19 protein-coding genes are annotated in these 19,447 nt (G+C 62.5%); 7 read left to right on the top strand and 12 right to left on the bottom strand.

Features of this window, described 5'->3' with window-relative positions:
* Window positions 1-217: 217 nt before the first annotated feature.
* The 4 genes from AAHM40_RS04425 to AAHM40_RS04410 form a co-directional block, all read right to left on the bottom strand.
* Window positions 218-1,039, bottom strand: a complete 822-nt coding sequence (locus tag AAHM40_RS04425) for an aldo/keto reductase (protein ID WP_342243575.1) — start codon at window positions 1,037-1,039, stop codon at window positions 218-220.
* Window positions 1,040-1,117: 78 nt separating this feature from the next.
* Complete coding sequence (locus AAHM40_RS04420) at window positions 1,118-1,525, bottom strand: VOC family protein (RefSeq protein WP_028626652.1); 408 nt, start codon at window positions 1,523-1,525, stop codon at window positions 1,118-1,120.
* An 88-nt stretch (window positions 1,526-1,613) separates the two neighbouring features.
* The gene (locus tag AAHM40_RS04415; RefSeq protein WP_342243574.1) at window positions 1,614-2,267 is read right to left on the bottom strand and encodes a hypothetical protein; all 654 of its coding nucleotides are present in this window, start codon (window positions 2,265-2,267) and stop codon (window positions 1,614-1,616) included.
* A gap of 82 nt (window positions 2,268-2,349) precedes the next feature.
* Window positions 2,350-3,021: a class I SAM-dependent methyltransferase gene (locus AAHM40_RS04410; protein ID WP_342243573.1), complete on the bottom strand. Its 672-nt coding sequence runs from the start codon at window positions 3,019-3,021 to the stop codon at window positions 2,350-2,352.
* 96 nt (window positions 3,022-3,117) lie between these two features.
* Between AAHM40_RS04410 and AAHM40_RS04405 the strand changes: the two genes are divergently transcribed.
* Window positions 3,118-6,222, top strand: coding sequence for a transglycosylase domain-containing protein (locus AAHM40_RS04405; RefSeq protein WP_342243572.1), 3,105 nt, complete (start codon window positions 3,118-3,120; stop codon window positions 6,220-6,222).
* Window positions 6,223-6,322: 100 nt separating this feature from the next.
* Here AAHM40_RS04405 and AAHM40_RS04400 read toward each other — a convergent pair whose 3' ends face one another.
* Window positions 6,323-6,628, bottom strand: coding sequence for a DMT family transporter (locus tag AAHM40_RS04400; protein WP_342243571.1), 306 nt, complete (start codon window positions 6,626-6,628; stop codon window positions 6,323-6,325).
* Between the two features lie 10 nt (window positions 6,629-6,638).
* Window positions 6,639-7,277, bottom strand: a complete 639-nt coding sequence (locus AAHM40_RS04395) for an FMN-dependent NADH-azoreductase (RefSeq protein ID WP_342243570.1) — start codon at window positions 7,275-7,277, stop codon at window positions 6,639-6,641.
* Between the two features lie 138 nt (window positions 7,278-7,415).
* Between AAHM40_RS04395 and AAHM40_RS04390 the strand changes: the two genes are divergently transcribed.
* The 3 genes from AAHM40_RS04390 (at window position 7,416) to mdtI (ending at window position 9,301) form a co-directional block, all read left to right on the top strand.
* Window positions 7,416-8,297, top strand: a complete 882-nt coding sequence (locus tag AAHM40_RS04390) for a LysR substrate-binding domain-containing protein (RefSeq protein ID WP_342243569.1) — start codon at window positions 7,416-7,418, stop codon at window positions 8,295-8,297.
* 321 nt (window positions 8,298-8,618) lie between these two features.
* Window positions 8,619-8,975: an SMR family transporter gene (locus AAHM40_RS04385; RefSeq protein WP_342243568.1), complete on the top strand. Its 357-nt coding sequence runs from the start codon at window positions 8,619-8,621 to the stop codon at window positions 8,973-8,975.
* Window positions 8,972-9,301, top strand: coding sequence for a multidrug/spermidine efflux SMR transporter subunit MdtI (gene mdtI / locus AAHM40_RS04380; RefSeq protein WP_342243567.1), 330 nt, complete (start codon window positions 8,972-8,974; stop codon window positions 9,299-9,301). The genes AAHM40_RS04385 and mdtI overlap by 4 nt, the downstream gene beginning before the upstream one ends.
* Window positions 9,302-9,645: 344 nt before the next feature.
* Here mdtI and AAHM40_RS04375 read toward each other — a convergent pair whose 3' ends face one another.
* Window positions 9,646-11,205, bottom strand: a complete 1,560-nt coding sequence (locus AAHM40_RS04375) for a sigma-54-dependent phenylalanine hydroxylase transcriptional regulator PhhR (protein WP_028626643.1) — start codon at window positions 11,203-11,205, stop codon at window positions 9,646-9,648.
* A 259-nt stretch (window positions 11,206-11,464) separates the two neighbouring features.
* Here AAHM40_RS04375 and phhA point away from each other — a divergent pair, with 259 nt between their 5' ends.
* From phhA to AAHM40_RS04360, 3 genes are all read left to right on the top strand, one after another.
* Window positions 11,465-12,250: a phenylalanine 4-monooxygenase gene (gene phhA / locus AAHM40_RS04370; protein WP_342243566.1), complete on the top strand. Its 786-nt coding sequence runs from the start codon at window positions 11,465-11,467 to the stop codon at window positions 12,248-12,250.
* A gap of 109 nt (window positions 12,251-12,359) precedes the next feature.
* Window positions 12,360-12,716 carry a 4a-hydroxytetrahydrobiopterin dehydratase gene (locus AAHM40_RS04365; protein ID WP_342243565.1) on the top strand — a complete coding sequence of 119 codons (357 nt, stop codon included), beginning with the start codon at window positions 12,360-12,362 and terminating at the stop codon, window positions 12,714-12,716.
* Entirely contained in the window at window positions 12,713-13,906 is a 1,194-nt protein-coding gene (locus tag AAHM40_RS04360; RefSeq protein ID WP_342243564.1) for an amino acid aminotransferase, read from the top strand. Before AAHM40_RS04365 ends, AAHM40_RS04360 begins: the two co-directional genes overlap by 4 nt.
* A 71-nt stretch (window positions 13,907-13,977) precedes the next feature.
* On the opposite strand, the gene AAHM40_RS04355 is transcribed toward AAHM40_RS04360, so the two are convergent.
* The 5 genes from AAHM40_RS04355 to AAHM40_RS04335 all read right to left on the bottom strand — a co-directional run bounded on the left by AAHM40_RS04355 (window position 13,978) and on the right by AAHM40_RS04335 (window position 19,446).
* Entirely contained in the window at window positions 13,978-15,180 is a 1,203-nt protein-coding gene (locus AAHM40_RS04355) for a sulfotransferase family protein (protein ID WP_342243563.1), read from the bottom strand.
* The gene (locus AAHM40_RS04350) at window positions 15,180-15,911 is read right to left on the bottom strand and encodes a hypothetical protein (RefSeq protein WP_342243562.1); all 732 of its coding nucleotides are present in this window, start codon (window positions 15,909-15,911) and stop codon (window positions 15,180-15,182) included. Before AAHM40_RS04350 ends, AAHM40_RS04355 begins: the two co-directional genes overlap by 1 nt.
* Entirely contained in the window at window positions 15,908-17,092 is a 1,185-nt protein-coding gene (locus AAHM40_RS04345; protein WP_342243580.1) for a glycosyltransferase family 2 protein, read from the bottom strand. The genes AAHM40_RS04350 and AAHM40_RS04345 overlap by 4 nt, the downstream gene beginning before the upstream one ends.
* 32 nt (window positions 17,093-17,124) lie before the next feature.
* On the bottom strand, window positions 17,125-18,621 hold the full coding sequence (locus tag AAHM40_RS04340) for a glycosyltransferase family 4 protein (protein ID WP_342243561.1): 1,497 nt from the start codon (window positions 18,619-18,621) through the stop codon (window positions 17,125-17,127).
* A 99-nt stretch (window positions 18,622-18,720) separates the two neighbouring features.
* Window positions 18,721-19,446, bottom strand: coding sequence for a glycosyltransferase family A protein (locus AAHM40_RS04335; protein ID WP_342243560.1), 726 nt, complete (start codon window positions 19,444-19,446; stop codon window positions 18,721-18,723).
* Window position 19,447: the final 1 nt, after the last annotated feature.

Here is a 19,447-nt window from a genome sequence, read left to right as displayed (position 1 = left end):
ACTGTGGGTGGTTGGTTGGGTGGGGGGCGGGCCTCCGCCCCACCCGGATGCAGGGACACGTTTTGGGTTCCTTTTGAACGATTGCAAAAGGGGCTCGCCTGGGAAGGCGAAACCAGAAACATCCACAGAACTCGGCAAGCAGCTGGGCTCAGGACGTTCTAGCAACACTTAACGCAGACATAGCCAATAAATTCGCCCCCACATGAAGAAGCAGGCCTCAGACCATTTCCAGTGAGCGCTTGCGGCGCGGCGGCGGGAAGCTGTGGTCAATCAGGGCGAGGTCGTCGTCGTTGAGTTGGAGTCTGTGGGCTTCAGCGTTCTGCTTGAGGTGCAACGGGTCGACTGCCTTGGGAATGACCATCACGCCAGGTTGGCGCAAAGCCCAGGCCAGGACTACCTGGGCGGCGCTGGCGTCATGTCGACGGGCAATTTCCTGGACGCTGGCGTTACGCAGCAGCTTGCCGCCCTGCCCCACCGGGCAGTAGGCCATCAGCGGCATGCCCTGCTGTTGCTGGAAAGGCAGCAGGTCGAACTCGATGCCGCGTGCCTCGGGGTTGTAGAGCACCTGGTTGGCCGCGCACCCAGCGGGCAGTTCGTGAAGGTCGTCGAGGTCAAGGTTGGACACGCCCCAGCGAGCGATCTTGCCCTGCTCACGCAGGCGCTCGAAGGCTTCCACCGTTTCCTCCAGCGGGTGCTCGCCACGCCAGTGCAGCAAGTAGAGGTCGAGGTGGTCAGTGCCCAGGCGCTTGAGGCTGCGTTCGCAGGCAAGCAGGGTGCCGTTGCGGCTGGCATTCCACGGATAGACCTTGCTGACCAGGAAGACCTGCTCCCGCAGGCCGGCGATAGCTTCGCCCACCACCTCCTCGGCCCCACCGTCGGCGTACATCTCAGCGGTATCGATCAGTTTCAGCCCCAGTTCCAGCCCCTGGCGCAGCGCCGCGACTTCGCGCCTGCGCTCGCTGCGGCTCTCGCCCATGTGCCAGGTACCCTGGCCAATGGCGGGCATCCGGGTGCCGTCGGGGAAGGTGATGCTTTGCATGGCGTATTCCTCGGAAAGTCCGTTCAGTCGGGATTGCCGGCAGCTGGGGCGGGATAATCCGGCAATGGCCCGTGCGGCTCAAGCCCAGGGGTCGTACGAACCAATGCTCCACAGGTGGCCTTCCGGGTCGCGGCAGGTGAAGCCTCGTCCACCGTAATCCTCATCCTTCAGCGGCAGCACGATGGTGGCGCCGGCGGCCACGGCGCGCGCATGCACGCCGTCGACATCAGCCACCACCAGATAAATGCTCTGGGTGCCCAGCCCACCGGTCTCATCGGGCTGGCGCATCAGGCGGCCGTAGTCCGTGTCGCGCACGGAACCGAGCATGATCATGCCGTCGCCGAGGCTCAGTTGGGCATGGGAGATGCTGCCATCTTTTTCGGGCACTACCAGGTGCTCGACGAAGCCGAAGGTGTGGCAGAGCCAGGCGATGGCGGCGGGTGCGTCGCGGTAACGCAGGCAGGAAATGGCAGTTGAACCGGCCATGGCGATGATCTCCGGAAACAATGAATGGGTTCAGCCTAGTCGCCTCAGCGCGGTGCGCAGGTCCAGCGGTCAGCACGCCCGGGCAGGATCAGGTGTACCCCTGCTTCCAGGCCCGGGAGCGGAAGCGGATCGGCGGCAGAGGCGGCTTCGCGGGCCGCTCCAGGGCACGGGACAGGTCCATGCGAATATCGCTGGATGGTGTGGGCACCGGCCCGTCGAACTTGAGAATGAACTGCCAGCTACGCTGCGATACTCCCAACGGGTAGTCCAAGCCGGTAGGCGACTGATCTATTGCCTGGAGCCCATCCAGCGGGAACTGCCCGGGATCGCGGACCATGATCAGCGAAACCGACGACGGCGACAGCGAACGGCCGTCCACCGTCAGCACGACGTGCTCCGGTCGAAAGCGGAAATCGGTGGTCGCCGGCTGGATTTCGAAAAGCAGACGTATGCCGTCCTTTTCGTCGTAGCGCGGCTTGTCGATGGGGTCGTACATCACCGGCACCACGAACAGGATCACCTGAAAGTCGCTCTGTTGGATCTGGTTGTTCAGGCGCAGGGCAAGGGTCGCATCGTCCAGCCTGAGACGCCCCTGTTCGTCGGCTTCCTGCTCACCGACGTAGGCGACACTTTCCACCCCCGAGCGAAATCCGGCGCACCCCGCCAACAGCAGGCAGCCTGCCAGCAATCCGGCGAACGCCAGGCTGAGGCCGGTGGACGATTGGGAAAGGATGCCGGGCACGATTGATTCCTCGAAAGACTGGCGCCTCGCCGGTTGCCGTGGATATTCCGGCAACCGAGTGCGCCGTTCAAGATGGCCCGTTTCAGCCTGGCCTCGCCTCCAGCAACAGGGACAGCGGTTCACCGGTATGCGGATGAGCCGGCTCGCGCAAGGCTTCGATGCGGTAACCACTGCGCAGCAACAACCCGCACCAGGACTCCAGCGTGCGGAAGTACCAAGGCATGGGTTCGGGGAACTCGCCAGCGAAGGCAGCGAAGTCCTCGCAACGCCAGCCATCTCGATAGCCCTCCTCGCCTCGGACCAACCAGGGGTGCAGGGTTTGGATCAGCAGCACGCCGTCTACGGCCAACAGCTCACGCAAGGCGGCCAGCAGCGGCTCCAGATGCTCATCGAAGAGCGAAAAATTGCATACCACCGCCTCGAAGACGCCCAATTGGCCTGGATCCGCCTGAAGCCCGGCGTAGTCCAGGCAACGAAACTCGCCGCCGGCAAGCTGCGCCGCCTCCACCAGCGGCCTGGAGGCATCGATGCCCAGCACCGCCAGACCTTGCGCGGCCATCGCCCGGCTCAGCCAGCCTTCGCCGCACCCCAGGTCCAGCACCCGCGCTGGCCGAAGGGCCAGGACTGCATCGAGGATGGCCCGATCAGTGGCCAATTGCCTGCTTTCGATGCGACCTTCCCGTACTGCGCGAGTCCAGGCCAGCGCATTGGCGTGCCAGCTGTAGCCGAGTCGCTTCCGATTGTCGCCTGTCATGGATTCGCTCCCATTTTGCTGCCACTCCGCCATGCAGCCGGCCAATGACCTACTAAGATTGCAAGCAAGAGCGGTAACAGGCCAGGCCGGTGGACTATGGGCGTAATATGGCAATCCGACGAAGCCAGAAACGAGGTACCACAAGGTCATCTCAATGACCCCGGCGTTCCGCCGAAAAAACCCCGTCGCAAACATCGACTCCTGTTCTGGAGCATCTTCCTGGTGACCGTCGGAATCATCGGCGCCGCCGCCACCCATGAAATGCAGACTTCTCGCTTTCAGGCCCGGGAGCTTAGCCGTTACGCCGCCACCCTGAGTTACACGCTGGAGGATGGGCCCAGCAACGCCATCCGCTATCCCGGCGAAGGCCCCTTCGACCGCCGCCTGGGTTACGCCGTCCTGCCAACGATGCTTGAACGGCTGGAAAAGCGCGGCTTCGAAATCCAGCAACAGACCCGTTTCTCCCCAGCCCTGATCAGCTACACCGAGCACGGGCTCTTCCCGCCATACCGGGAAAAGATCCAGGCCGGCATCAATATCTGCGACTGCCGTGGCCGGCCCTTCTACCAGTTCAGCTACCCGCAGCAACGCTATCCGAATTTCGCCAGTATTCCGCCATTACTGGTGAGCAGCCTGCTGTTCATCGAGAACCGCAAGCTGCTGGACCGCGAACTCCCCCTGGCCAACCCGGCGGTGGATTGGCCGCGCTTCTCCAAGGCCGCGCTGACCCAGGTTGGCAAGGCCATCGACTTCGACGGCCAGTCGGCCGGGGGCAGCACCCTGGCGACCCAACTGGAAAAGTATCGCCACTCGCCGTTTGGTCGCACGGCCTCGGCTTCCGAAAAGATTCGCCAGATGGTTTCCGCCAGCGTGCGCGCCTATCAGGGCGGCCCGGAGACCCTGGCCGCACGCGAACGCATCGTCATGGACTACCTGAACAGCGTGCCGCTTTCAGCCGCGCCGGGACACGGCGAGGTGCACGGCATCGCCGATGGCCTGCGGGTGTGGTACGGCGCCGACTTCAACCGGGTCAATCAGGTGCTGACGAGCAAGGACAGCAGTCTGGCCGAGCGCGGCCTGGCCATGCGCCAGGTGCTCTCGCTGTTCATCGCCCAGCGTCGCCCTTCCTATTACCTGTCCAACGCCCACGAGGAACTGAACACCCTCACCGACAGCCACATCCGCGTGCTGGCGAACGCCGGGATCATCGATTCGCCTCTGCGCGATGCCGCGCTCGATGCGAAGCTGCGTTTCCGCAACTGGGTTGAAGAGCCTGCGCTGCAGGCAGTGGAATCGAACAAAGGCATCAGCGTTGCCCGCAGCCGCCTCTCCAGCATGCTGAACATGCCGCTCTACGACCTCGACCGCCTCGACCTGACCGCCAGCAGCACCCTGCAGAGCGAGCTGCAGAACGCCATCACCGCCTACCTGCAGCACCTGGCCGACCCGGCCTTCGCCGAGCAGGTCGGGCTCTACGGCGAGCGCCTGCTGTCGCCGGAAAAGACCCGTGAGGTGCGCTACAGCTTCACCCTGTTCGAACGCACGCCTTCCGGTAACCGCGTACGGGTACAGACCGACAACACCGATCAGCCCTTCGACATCAATGAAGGCAGCAAGCTGGAGCTCGGTTCCACCGCCAAGCTGCGGGTACTGGCTACCTACCTGGAAAACGTCGCAACCCTGCATCAGCGCTACGCCGCAATGCCTGTCGCGGAGCTGCGCAAGGTGCCGGTTGACCCGCTCGACTTCATCAGCCGCTGGGCCATCGACTACCTGATCCAGACCAAGGACCGCAACCTCGACGTCATGCTCCAGGCGGCCCTGGATCGCACCTATTCCGCCAGCCCCTACGAGTCCTTCTTCACCGGCGGCGGGCTGCACGCCTTCAACAACTTCCGCAAGGAAGACAACGGACGCCGGCCGAGCCTTCGCGATGCCCTGCGCGAGTCCATCAACCTGCCCTTCGTGCGCCTGCTGCGCGATGTGGTGCGGCACGACATGTACCGCCCGGACGGCGGCAAGATTCAACTGCTATCCAATGACAAGGACCCGCGCCGCCAGGGTTACCTGGACCTGTTCGTTTCCCGGGAAAGCCAGACCTACCTTCGCCGCTTCTGGAACAAATACCAGGGCAAGGATGCGGAACAGCGCATGTCCACCTTCCTGGACGGCCTCAACCCCTGGGGCGCTCGCATGGCTGCCATCCACCGCTACCTGCAGCCCAACGCCGACCTCGCCACCTTTGCTGCCTTCATGCGCGAACGGGTGCCCAAGGCCAACCCGCCGCTGACCGACAAGCGCATCGACGACCTCTACACCCGGTACGGGCCGGGCGCCTTCGACCTGAACGACCAGGGCTACGTGGCCCGCGTGCACCCCTTGGAACTCTGGCTGCTGGGCTACCTTCAGGCGCACCCTCAGGCAACCTACCGCGAAGCCGTGGAAGCCAGCGGCGATGAGCGCCGTGAGGTGTATGGCTGGCTCTTCAAATCCAAACGCAAATACGCCCGCGACAAGCGCATCCGCATCATGCTGGAGGTGGAAGCCTTCCTCGATATCCACGAACACTGGAAATCCCTGGGTTACCCCTTCGACCACCTGGTGCCGTCGCTGGCCACCGCCCTGGGCAGTTCCGGCGACCGGCCGGCAGCCCTGGCCGAACTGATGGGCATCATCCTCAACGACGGCGTTCGCCAGTCCACCCTGCGCATCGACCAATTGCACTTCGCCGCCGACACGCCCTACGAAACCCTGGTGGGCCCCCAGACCCGCGAAGGCAAGCGGGTGATGACCTCGGAAGTGGCCACTGCCCTGCGCGACGCCCTCTCCATGGTGGTGGAAGGCGGGACCGCACGACGCCTGCAAGGCAGCTTCACCTTGCCCGACGGCCAGCCGCTGGTGATGGGCGGCAAGACCGGCACCGGCGATAACCGCATCCAGACCGTGACCCGCTGGGGTACGGTGAAGAGCTCCAAGGCGATGAACCGCACCGCCACCTTCGTTTTCTTCCTGGGTCCGCGCCACTTCGGCACCCTGACCGCCTTCGTCGAAGGCAGCCAGGCGGACAAGTTCAGCTTCACCTCCGCGCTGCCCGTGCAGGTGCTCAAGGGCATGGCGCCGATTCTCCAGCCCTACCTCGCCCCCGGCATGAACACCCAGTGCCAGGACCTGGCGCCGGCAGTGCAGGTGAGCAGGCGTTAAGCGGGACGCAGTCGCGCTGTACTTTGGTGCAGAGCGGAGCCCAACGCATCCTGATTCCGGTCGAGCGCCAATGCTGGGCCAGGCTTCGCTTGGCGCCAACCTACCTTAGCCCCGCCACACCGACGACGATCAGCGCCACCGAGAGCAGCTTGGCCGGCGTCAGCGCTTCGCCCAACAGGAGGAAGCCCAGCAACACCGTGCCGAGGGTGCCGATGGCGGTCCAGATGGGGTAGGCGATGCTCACGGGCAGCACGCGCATGGACAGGGTGAGGAAGTAGATCCCAGCTACCGCAGCCACCACCACCAGCACGCTCGGCCAGGGCCGGGTGAAGCCTTCGGCGTACTTCATGCCCATGGCGAACAGCACCTCGAAGAAGGCCGCCACCAGCAGGAATGTCCAGGCCATGACCGTCTCCTCAGAAGGTTTCGGCGAGGTCCGCCAGGGTCCGCTCGGCACGCTGGTAGGACTGCTCGAAGGCCTCGCCACCAAACTCGTCGTTCTCCACCGCGACCACCGTCACATCGCTGATGCCGATGTAGCCGAGTACGGTGCGCAGATAGACGTCCGCATGGTTCATATGGGCATTGGCACCGCCGGGGCCGTAGCCGTGGTCGCCACGGGTGGTAATGATCAACGCCTTGCGGCCCAGCACCAGCGGGGTGTAGGGACTGCCATGTTTGTTGGGATCGAAGTCGAACGTGCGGCGAATGCGCACGATCTGGTCAACCCAGGCCTTGACCCCACTGGGTACGCCGAAGTTGTACATGGGCGCGGAAATCACCAGGCGGTCAGCGGCGAACAGCTCATCCACCAGTCGGTCGCTGAGCGCGAGGTCGGCCTTCATCACCTCGCTACGCGCTTCCGGTTCGGGATGGAAGGCGGCGGCGATCCAGCCTTCTGTGACCGCCGGAATAGCCACCCGCCCAACTTCGCGGCGTAGCACCTGCCGGCCGTCCTGACGCGCTTGCCAGGCCTTGAGGAAGGACTCCTGCAGACGACGGGAATGAGAGCGCTCGCCACGTGGGCTGCCGTGTACGGAAAGAATGGTGCTCATCTCAATCTCCTTGATGGCTGTGCTTCCAGGGGCACATGAATTGGCGGAAACTCAGGCGCTAAGCTAGTTACGCCGACCATCCCAGACAAATGAGCATTAGTTCATCTGGATGAATTGAATTCATTTATGGAGCATTTCATGTTTTCCAGCCTGCCCCTCACCGCCCTACGCACCTTCGAAGCCGCCGCGCGCCTGTCCAGCTTCAAGGCGGCGGCCGAGGAGTTGGCAGTAACGCCCACGGCGGTGTCCCACCAAATCCGCAGCCTGGAAAGCTGGCTGGGCGTGCCGCTGTTCGACCGCCTGCCCCGCAGCGTGCGCCTGACCGCCTGCGGCCAGCGTCTGTTCGGCAGCCTCCACGGCGCCCTGCTGGAGGTCACCCAGACCCTCGACCAGCTGCGCCCACAGCGCAGTGTCGGCAACCTGACCCTGTCCACCACTCCGGCGTTCGCCGCCCTCTGGCTGATCCCGCGGCTCGGCCGCTTTTACGCCGAGCACCCGGAAATCAACCTGCGCCTGGACACCAGCAACGCCCTGATCGACCTGCACCAGGACGCCAGCGTCGACTGTGTGATCCGCTACGGCATGGGCAATTACCCCAACCTGCATAGCCAATGCCTGCTGGACGAATGCTTCGGTGTCTATGGTGCGCCGGCACTGGTGGCCGGACTGGGAAACCTGGTGCCGACGCTGATTACTGTGCGCTGGCGCAATGCCCTGCTCTATGAACTGGGCTGGAAGGCCTGGTGCCAGGCCGCAGGCGAAGAACACCTGCTGGACACTGCCCCACAGCGCGAATACGACGAAGAACACTATGCCCTGCAAGCCGCCATCGCCGGCCAGGGCCTGGTGCTGGCCAGCTCAATTCTGGTATCGGAAAGCCTCGCCAGCGGCCTGCTGGTGCCATACCGGCCGGAGGTGAGCGTGGCTGGCGCGGGCTACTCCACGCTGTGCGTACCGGGCCGGGAACGCCACCCACCGGTCAAGGCCTTCTTCGACTGGCTGGACCGGGAGGTGGGGTGAATCCAGGCCCACAACCGAACAAAATAACGAACACTCATGAACAAGCAGCCGCCGCGACAAGCCGCCACACCGCGCAATTTGCCTTTCAGCAATCCAAACGGCTAACATTGTGTTCATTATGTTGAACACCACGATTCACCCTTTCCACTTCGCCCGCCTCGCTTCCCGCGAGCACCACTGGACCGGCGACCTGTAGCCCTCTCCCTTTCCTCATTGCCATGGAAACGCCGGGCACGTGCCCTGCCGTCCATGGCCAGGACTTCCTGCAATCACGTCGTTCGCCTCCAGGCGAAAGGCCCTGCATGCCCAAGGGAGGGCACCATGCGTTCCTGGATGTATCTGCTTGCCGCGATCCTCTTCGAAGTCGTCGGCACCACCTCGATGAAACTGGCCGCCGAACACGCGCCCGTGCTCGGCCACCTGCTGATGTACGGCCTGATCGGGCTGTCGTATTTCTTCCTCGCCCTGGCGGTCAAACGCGTGCCGGTGGTTGTGGCCTATGCCCTGTGGGAAGGCATCGGCATCGTGCTGATCACCAGCATCAGCGTCACCTGGCTGGGCGAAAGCATCGGCCCCTTCAAGGCACTGGGCCTGGCCGTGATGATCGCCGGCATCCTGCTGATCAAGTCCGGTACCCGCGCCGCGCCCAAGGCTCATGAGCTGGAGGTGCTGGCATGAACGGCGTGACCTGGATTCATTTCGCCTGGCTGGGCGTGGCCATTGCCCTGGAGGTGCTGGCCAACGTGCTGCTGAAGTACTCCGACGGCTTCCGCCGCCGACTGCTGGGGACGGCCTCGTTGCTGTGCATCCTGGCGGCGTTCACGGCCCTGGCGCAGGCGGTGCGCGGCATCGACCTGTCACTGGCCTATGCCATCTGGGGCGGCTTCGGCATCCTCGCCACCGTCGCGTTGGGCTGGGTACTATTCGGCCAGCGCCTGGCCGGGCGTGGCTGGCTCGGGCTGGGATTGCTGCTCGTGGGGATGGGCTTGTTGAAGCTGGCGTGAAGGCCGGAAATGTCCGGAAGCTTGGCCGGGTGGATCACGCTTCACCGATTCACCCTGGTATCAGACCTGACCATGCGGTGGATGTGAAAAGCGACATGCACCCACATATTTCCCGGCGATCCGAAGCGCCGCCCGTTGGGTTTCGTTCCTCTACCCAACCCTCGCTCGCCCGGCCGCTAGAGGGCGCCCCTCAGAAATCGCAGGCAAAAAAATGGGCGACCACCTGGTCGCCCGCCCAATCATTCCGGGAGAGGAATGTCAGAAACGCTTGTGTCCGCATCACGCAAGATTCAGACAGGGCCCTTTTTACGCGCAGCCCCTCTCCCGAACCATTCAACGATGGTCTAACTCTCTTCTTTCCCCAATCCGTGCAACTTCAACTTGTTGGCAATGGTGGTGTGGGAAACCCCAAGCCGCTTGCCCAACAAGCGGCTGCTCGGATGCTCGGCGTAGAGCCGTTCCAGCACCGCCTTCTCGAAGCGGCCGACGATCGCGTCCAGCCCGCCATCCAGGGAGAAATCGCCCAACGGCTGCGGTGCACCGTAATCCGGCAGGCGGATGTGTTCAGGCCGAACAGTGCCGCCATCGCACAAGGAAACCGCCTGGAACAGCACGTTCTCCAGTTGCCGCACGTTGCCCGGCCAGTGGTAGTGGCTGAGCCTGTCCAGCACCTGCGGTGCCAATTTCGGCAGGCCACAGCCGATCTGCCGGCTGGCCGAGTCGAGGAAGTGCTCCACCAGCGGCGGCAGGCCGTCCAGACACTCGCGCAGCGGCGGGATGTGCAGCGACAGGACATTGAGGCGGTGATAGAGATCCTGGCGGAACTCGCCCTTGGCGCAGAGTTCGGAGAGATCCACCTGGGTCGCGCAGATCACCCGCACATCGAGATAGACCTCCTCGTCACTGCCTACCCGGCGGAAGCAACCGTCCTGCAGGAAGCGCAGCAGCTTGGCCTGCAGGCGCGGGCTCATCTCGCCGACGCCGTCGAGGAACAGCGTGCCGCCAGCGGTAAGTTCCAGCAGGCCCAGCTTGCCTTCCAGACGCGCCCCCTCGAAGGCACCGGGGCCGTAGCCGAACAGTTCAGTCTCGGCCATGGATTCCGGCAGGCCTGCACAGTTCAGCGCCATGAACGGCGACTGGCCGCGCGGGCTGGCCAGGTGGCAGGCGCGGGCCAGCAGTTCCTTGCCGGTACCGGTTTCACCTTCGATCAGCAACGGGGCGTCCAGAGGCGCCATGCGCCGTGCTTCGCGGACCACGGCGGCCATCACTCTGGAGCTCTGGAAAATACTGTCGAAGCCGCGCAGCTCGTGCTTGCGCACGTTGTAGATGCGCTCGCCAACCCGGTCGGCGCGGTGCAGGGTTAGCACGGCACCAGCCAGGGCCTCGCTCTCGTCATGCTCGGACTGCAGCGGCGCGATGTCGGCAAGGAAGGTGTCGCCCTTGACCTTGATGCGCAATCCGTTGATCCGCGCCTTGTTGGCTCGGACTAGTTCGGGCAGGTCGAAGTCGTCGACATAGCGCGCCAGCGGGATGCCCGGTACCTCGTCCACCCGCACTCCGAGCAATTGGGCAGCGGCGCGGTTGGCGGCGACAATGGAACCGCCCATATCGATGGACAGCACCGGGAAATCCAGCGCGCCCAATAGGGCATTCAGCTCCAGGTGACGGCGCTCGCTGGGCATCAGGCCCACGCGCTTGACGCCGAAGACGCCGGGAATGGCTTCCAGCTTCGGCCGCAGGGACTGGAGTTGCAGGTTGATCAGGTTCGGGCAGAGCAGGTAAATCGCGTTGCCCTGGTCTCCGCCCACTTCGCCGCGATTGACGTTGATGCCGTAATCGACGAGCAGGTTGAGGATGTCGCGCAGGATTCCAACACGGTTCTGGCAATGGACTTTGATACGCATCAGGCACCCCTGGGTCGGGCTTTTCCTTGGGTTGTGGACGAAAGAATCCGTTCTCGACCCTATTTTTCCGTCAAGAATATGTGACAAATCAGCGCTTCGACAAGGCGATATCTAGCCTCCCCGCCGCCATTGTAAAGTTTTCATTACGCTTTTGGCGCTGCGCGGGCGCCCTCGCAGGACCCGCCCCTGCTGCGCTAAGGCCCCGTCTGCGCTATCGATAAGGCAACACAACAACGAAGCCCCACCCTCAGGAGGCCGAATGAAAGCGACGCAGTACGTGGCCCGTGAACCCGACGCCAACGGTTTCATCCACTACCCGGAGACCGAGCATCAGGTGTGGAACACCCTGATCACCCGTCAGTTGAACGTGATCGAAGGCCGCGCGTGCCAGGAATACCTCGACGGCATCGAGAAGCTCGGCATGCCCCATGACCGCATCCCGCAACTGGGCGAGGTCAACAAGGTGCTCCAGGCCACCACCGGTTGGCGCGTTGCCCGCGTACCGGCCCTGATCCCCTTCCAGACCTTTTTCGAACTGCTGGCCAGCCAGCAATTCCCCGTAGCCACCTTTATCCGCACCCCGGAAGAGCTGGACTACTTGCAGGAACCGGACATCTTCCACGAGATTTTTGGCCACTGCCCGCTGCTGACCAACCCCTGGTTCGCCGAGTTCACCCACACCTACGGCAAGCTTGGCCTGAAAGCCACCAAGGAAGAGCGCGTCTACCTCGCCCGCCTGTACTGGATGACCATCGAGTTCGGTCTGATGGATACCCCGCAGGGCCGGCGCATCTATGGCGGCGGGATCCTCTCCTCGCCGAAGGAGACCGTCTACGCTCTGTCGGGCGAGCCCGAGCATCAGGCGTTCGACCCGCTGGAATGCATGCGTACCCCGTACCGCATCGACATTCTGCAACCGCTGTACTTTGTGCTGCCGGACCTCAAGCGCCTGTTCGACCTGGCCCATGAAGACATCATGGCGCTGGTGCACAAGGCCATGGGCATGGGCCTGCACGCGCCGAAGTTCCCGCCGAAGGCGGCCTGAACCACACTCGATACCGTAGGTTGGGCTGAGCTAAGCGAAGCCCAACCATTCGCGCGTTGGGCTTCGCTGCGCTCAGCGCCAACCTGCAGACAAATACTGGAGACTCCCCATGACCGCCCTGTCCCAAGCCCATTGCGAAGCCTGCCGCGCCGATGCGCCGAAAGTCTCCGATGAAGAACTGGCCGTACTGATCAAGCAGATCCCCGACTGGAACATCGAAGTCCGCGATGGCGTCATGCAACTGGAGAAGGAGTTCCGCTTCAAGAACTTCCGCTACGCCCTGGCGTTCAGCAACGCTGTAGGCGCCATTGCCGAGGAAGAAGGCCACCACCCTGCCCTGCTGACCGAATGGGGCAAGGTCACCGTGACCTGGTGGAGCCACGAGGCCAAGGGCCTGCACCGCAACGACTTCATCATGTCCGCCCGCACCGACCAGGTGGCCGAAACCGCCGAGGGCCGTAAATGAGCCATTTCGCCAAGGTGGGCCGGGTCCCTGGTGACCCGATCCTCGGCCTGATGGATGCGTATCGCCTGGACCCAAACCCGGCCAAACTCGACCTGGGCGTGGGCGTGTACAAGGACGCCCAGGGCCTGACGCCTATTCCACGTGCGGTGAAGCTCGCCGAGCAGCGCCTGGTGGATACCGAAACCACCAAGACCTACATCGGCGGCCACGGTGACCCAGCCTTCGGCCGTCTGCTGCTGGACCTGGTACTCGGCACCGGCAACCCGCTGGAAGCCGCTGGCCGCGCAGGCGCTACCCAGACTCCGGGGGGCACGGGCGCCCTGCGCCTGGCGGCGGAGTTCATTGCCAGCAATCTGCCTGGCCGTGGCGTATGGCTGAGCGATCCGACCTGGCCGATTCACGAAACCATCTTCGCCGGCGCCGGCATCAAGGTCAGCCACTACCCCTATGTGGATGCGGCCAACCGCCTGGACGTGGACGCCATGCTCGCGGCCCTGGAGCAAGTGCCCGCGGGCGACGTGGTGCTCTTGCATGCCTGCTGCCATAACCCCACCGGCTTCGACCTTTCCCTGGACGACTGGCGCAAGGTGCTGGGGGTGGTCAAGGCGCGTGAACTGTTGCCGTTGATCGACTTCGCCTACCAGGGTTTCGGTGATGGCCTGGAGCAGGACGCCTGGGCCGTGCGCCTGTTCGCCGAGGCGCTGCCGGAACTGCTGGTCACCAGCTCCTGCTCGAAGAACTTCGGCCTCTACCGCGAACGCACCGGCGCGCTGATCGTCTGCGCTGCCGACGCGGATAAGCTGACCGACGTGCGCAGCCAACTGGCCTTCCTCGCCCGCAACCTCTGGTCCACACCGCCGGCCCACGGCGCCGCAGTGGTCGCCACCATCCTCGGTGATGCGGCTCTCAAGGCCCAGTGGACGACGGAACTGGAAGCCATGCGCTCGCGCGTTGCCGACCTGCGTCGCGGCCTGGTGGAAGCCCTTCTGCCATACGGCCTGGCCGAACGCTTCGCCCACATCGGTGAGCAGCGCGGCATGTTCTCCTACACCGGCCTGTCGCCAGAGCAGGTAGGACGACTGCGTGCGGAGTTCAGCGTGTACATGGTCAGCACCGGACGGGCCAACGTGGCAGGGCTGGATTTCAGCCGCATTGGTGATCTGGCCGCCGCCATCGCCAAGGTGTGCTGAGCCTCAGAGCATGCCTTCCAGCCCGCTCTGGCGGGCCAGAAGGCATGCACCTGGTATTGACGGCGCCGGCCTCAGGAGCCCACGAGGCGTCGAAGGTTTTGGCTCATAAGGCGGAACAGATGAGTGAAGCGCCAGGATCGACTGGCAAGCAACGCGTTCAACTGTTGCTCGGCACGGTCCCGTTCCGCTCGAACCTTCCGTAGCTCCCCGGCCTGAGCTGCCAAATTCGCCTGCAGCGTGACATGAGTTTCTTGTACCGCTGCGAGCTCACCTGCGAGTCCGAGTCGTGCAACTTCGCATTGCTGCATGATGGCTACGGTGCGCCGAACTTCCTCACGCAGGGCGGTCTCGGTGTCATGAAAGCGCTGGCGCTCTGCATTGAAATGCGTTGACGACCTCCAAAGTTCCTGGTCGAGCTGCCCAGCGAAAGCAAGCAAAGGCTGGGAGCGGGTGAATTCAAGTTCCAGTCCGTCCCACTCGGGCGAGTGGTCGAAACGATCCGCCGCCAATCCTGCCATGACCCGAAACACATCCAACAGGGCATCAAAGCCGGCCTTTGCTCTGACCAAGTCGCCGCGGTCGTGCATGGAATGACGTAGCCCTACATCCAGCACCTCGGCGATGAAGCGATCGCGAGCTACTGTATCCATCGGTAGCGACAGCCTGCGGCCCAGGCGCGCCAGCTCTGATGCAGGCGAGGACAGAAAGCGGTCGTAATCCACCAGGATCGCGCCGCGCTTTCGTGACCATTGCATAGCGCGGCAGGAGTGCTCGTACCAAAGGAGAAAGCTCTTGCCTTGGCTCAGTTTGTCGCGACGAGCCAGAGACTTCGCCACACTGAGCGGGTGGCGAACCGCGACGACGAAATCGACCTGAAGCTCGAGTCGATCGAAGGCCGTCTGCCAGAGGCGCATCAATCGCGGCATGCGCGGATCCTTGATGCCGATCAGGCACTTGCCCACCGATAGTTCTTCGAGCAAGCCCATGGCGCGAAGGACGAACTCATCAAGCAGATGGGGCGTCATCATGCGCTCAAGGTCCAGCCCCACGTCACCCGAGGCGAAGCCACAGGCAGCAAGTATCTCGTCGTTCAGCGCCACCAATCGGGCGTCTTCCCAATAGCCTCGGGGATTGTCCTCTCGTGGGGGTATCAGGTTGTCCCCAAAATCCACCCCGAAGACTTCCAACCCTGCCGAAAGCAGACTGGTTCCAGAGCGATGCATACCCAAGACTACCAATACCCGGGTTTTGCCGCCGTTCATTCCTCGAATCATCACTTACTCCAGACCTGATTCCACGGCCTGTGGATACCGAACACCTGCGCCACGTACATCGCCCGCGCGCAACGTTCGAGGATGTGCGGCAAGTGCCAATACCTGGCCAGCAATCGCTGCCAGCGAAAATGTGCAGTCCATCGAAACACGGACCATTGCACCAGCCAACGATGCTCCGACGCTAGGCTGGCGACCACTGAGAGATACCAGCCTTGGTGGGCCGGATAGGTGAGGTCACTCCCATTGCGGCAATCCCACTCACCGGATTCTAACCAGGCCACCAGCAACAGCTTGCGCTTCCTGCCGCCTCGCAGGCGGGAAGCATGTACTACTGACGCACGTGGATCGCAATGGGGCTGATCGTTCAGGGCTATGAACGCTTCGCCACTCGGCAAGGAATGTCCACCGCGGGACCAGTCGGTACCATTCACGCCGTCCATCAGCTCTAACCACCGTGCTTTAGGACGGTCCAATTGGAGCCAGACGCTTTCCTCCAAGGCAATCGCCCGCATTGCACACGGCCTGCGGGGAAGTTCCATCACCGCCCAACCGACATTTATCAGGCCTTTGACTTCAGCACCGGAGCCATGTAGCCACTCCCAGTCCTGCAGTGTCTGCCCCATCAGGAAGACAGCAATTCGTTCAAACTCGTCAACACTACAGTCTTGCCCGGCAAGCATCGCAAGCACGGGCACCAAGACAAAAGTGTCCCTTCGCCGCAGGCTGTTCACTCGAGCCCCCCCGTGACCACCATGGGGTTCGGCAGCACCCGGGAAATTCTTCTGGTGCGCTTAAAGGTTTCGATGAAGTCCGGCCATTGTGTTGGATGCAGCAGACTCTCCAACCAGTAGGTTTCATCTGCCCGGGCAAGTAGCCAGGCAGGTATGCTCGCGCACTCACAAACTATGACGAAGAACGTGTCAGATGCGTCTACTGTGCTCAGCCAACGTCTCCACTCCGTCCATTCCGAACAGTGGGTGATGACAGCGAGTACCGCACAAGGCGCAACAGGCGCGTACTGCTCGGCACGAGACAGGTTTGCCAAGGGCGTCCGTGTCCATTTTTCGAAGTAGCCTTGGGACAGCATTCGCACAATGGTCCGGCGATAGAACTCTAGGTGACGCGCCCGCATTCGTGCGTAAGATTGCGCCCCACGGCGATTCCCCTCCCGCAGTCGCGAGCCTGGTTGCTGGTGATAGAACAGCAAGGCTTCTTCTATGACCTTTCCGCGCACACCGATACGGGCGAGGGATATCCAGAAGTCCCAGTCTTCGTACATCGTTTCGCGTGCTTCATCGAAGCCACCAACAGCTTGCCAATCCGCACGATGGAATACCGCTGCGGAACAAATCGGATTGAAATAGCGCAGAAGGCCGGGATCGAAATCAGCCACGCGATGCAAGCGTTGTTCCTTGCCTACCAGCCTGACCCAGCTGTAGGCGAGGCGAATTCCGGTATTGCCTTCGAGGAGCAGGAGGCACTTCTCCAGATAGGTTGGCGCCACGTAATCATCCGCATCCAGGCAGCAGATATAGCGTCCGCGCGCTTGCTCAATGCCCGCATTTCGCGCTGAAGCGGGCCCGGCATTGGCCTGGCGAATCACGGTTACCCGAGACAAATCCAACCCATCGATGTACTCGACCGTCGCCGGATCGGTGGAGCCGTCATCTACCAGAATCATTTCGTAGTCTTGGAGGCTCTGCGCCGCCAGGCTTGCGAAGTTCCTAGGCAGGTACGGGCCATGGTTGTAACAGGGGATAATCACGCTCACTAAAGGGTTGCGGCTATCCCATGGCGCAGTGGTGCCGAATTCAGCGACACGGACGTTTGTACCCACACCAACGATGCGAGCAGCCAACCGCCTTCCCCAAGCGCCCAGTAAGGCGCGAAGCGCTGGGCGGACAGCAAACATCAATCGAAGCAGTGGCTGGAACAACACAGGAATTAGTGTCCCTGATGCACAATTTGCCCAGGTGCAGTCTGCCTGGCAGCCGGAGTGAACGGCTCATCGGCGGCCAGATACCCGGGTATCGCGCAGACTGCTTGTGTGAATGAGCGCCAGGCATGTCGCTGTTCCAGCAGATCGCGGGCGCACTCGACCTTGCGCATGGCTTGCCCAGGATCCGCCAGCAGGCGCCTGATCGCCATCACAAAGTCCCCGGCCGCAGCCTCTTTTCCTATCAGATAGCCCGTGTCGTCACGGATGAACTCGGCAATACCTCCAACATCGGCAGCCACGATGGGCAGTCCGGCTGCGGTGGCCTCGAGGAGGACGTTGGGCAGTCCGTCGTAGCGTGAGGTGTACAACAACATCGAGTGATGGCCACGCCGGACAATCGCCTCGAAAGAGTCGTAGCGCCCTTGCAGACGAACATTGGGCAGGCGTTTCAACTTTCTCAACAGGCCCCGATTGCACGCGGCATCCGCTTCGCCGAAGACATCGAATATGAACTCCGGCAACCCAAGCGCAATTTCGTAGAGCAGTTCAGGACCTTTTTGCGGCGAAATCCGACTTGCCCAGAGGATGGTGCCCCCCTTCGCGAAGTTTTGGTCAGGACGGATATCGGTAGGGAAGTAAAGTAGATGGGTCAGCTCACGCGGAAACCCATCACGTGCAATGATCTCGTCTAGGAAGGTCTGGTTGTCGGAGAACAGTCCTGCCAAGTGTCCCCAGGTCTTCGGTAGGAACTCACTGGCATAGCCGCGTCGCACCCCCTCAACGTCGATGTCATCGCAGAACAGGCTGGCGTAGACGCGCTTACCTTCCGCTAGCAGGGATTTTCCATAGTTTTCTAGTACCTCCCACCCCAGTTGTGAGTTGATCAGATGAATGCGTTTCGCCGGGCATTGCAGCAACAGCCGAATCAACACGAGCCGCCGATCCAACCCGCTCAATAGGTGGCTCAACCTCCCGAACTCGACTACCCGAACCTGTTCCGGCAGTCGATTGAGCCAGGGCGAAACCACATCCCGCGTCGTCACGACCGTCACACGCAAGTCCATCTCGGTACAAAGCCGAACATGATGAAGTATTCCAAGATCAGCTCCCCCACGCTGCAGATGCGGTATGAGGAACACTAAATCCGGCGCCGGTTCGAGAAAATCAGCCACGCATGCTCGATACAGCTGCCCCGCAGCATTGTCGATCGGAGCCGTCCAATACGTGAAACTGCGCACTTTTTCCTCAGATGGATACAGTCCGGGCTCAATTCTGGCCAAGGCCTTCATCTCCTCCACGATCCAATCAGGGAGTAATGCAGGCGCGGCCGCGGAATGTTGCGTCGAGTCCTGGGCCAGACGGTCTCTGATGCGCTCGCACAACCGCTGGAATCGCTGCACCTGCCGATCGGATAGAAAACGACGCAGCTCACCAAGCAGAGGTCGATAAAGGGGTTGCAACAGGTGCAAGGCACAGGCTTTGACTCTGTACTCGAAACTCATGTGATGACTCACTTACAAACAGAACGCCACCAAGTCGAAGGCGCGATACTGAATGGCGCATACGCCAGTATGCTTGGATGAACTCTTGACGAGGGCGGCTCAGTCGAACGGCCAACCGTCGAAGAATGGACCAGGCCGCACCAATGCCTTGCGTGCATTCATGGCAACCAGCATCGACTGGTCCTTGCGTCTATAGAACAGACAGGTCTTCGCGGCCAGGGTATGCTTCCGGCCAGACGCCACGACTTGCAGGTTCCAATCCCAGTCCTCGTATCCATAGCCGGTTTCCAGCACTCGAGTCTCCCGATAGGGAATCTCCAGGAACACGGATTTCGCCGCAAACACGACCGAAACCCAGGGGTGATGCTTGAAGCAGCTATCTAGGGGATAATCCTCGACGAGTTGGTCAACCGATCGACCAATCAATTGGCAGGTGCCGTGGCTGAGGGTGTATTCGGGATGGACCACGATGCGGTGGCCTGCAGCGGTCACCGCGCGCAGCGCCTCCACCAACCAGTTCGCCGAGCAGTAGTCATCGCCATCCAAAAAGCCGACATGCAAGGCATCGGCGCACGCCACGCCCGCATTCCGCGAGAGTCCCAGATCACCGTGCTCCACCTCAAGAACCTTGTCTCCCGCGCACAACACCGAATGCCCGCTTACCATGCGCCGGGTGTCCGCATCGGACCGATCAAGCACTGCAATCAATTGCACATTTAGATTGCAGCGCAACGCATGGTCACGCATGCGCTGAAACCCCAGCAGGCTCCAATGAGCCTGTACTCCCTCGGCATGAAAGTTCATGACCAAACTGATATCAGGCATA

Source organism: Pseudomonas sp. OTU5201 (assembly GCF_038440135.1).
In the GTDB taxonomy this organism is placed as follows: domain Bacteria; phylum Pseudomonadota; class Gammaproteobacteria; order Pseudomonadales; family Pseudomonadaceae; genus Metapseudomonas; species Metapseudomonas resinovorans.
Note: the sequence above shows the minus strand (reverse complement) of the source record. Positions and strands in the feature narration are given on the sequence as shown.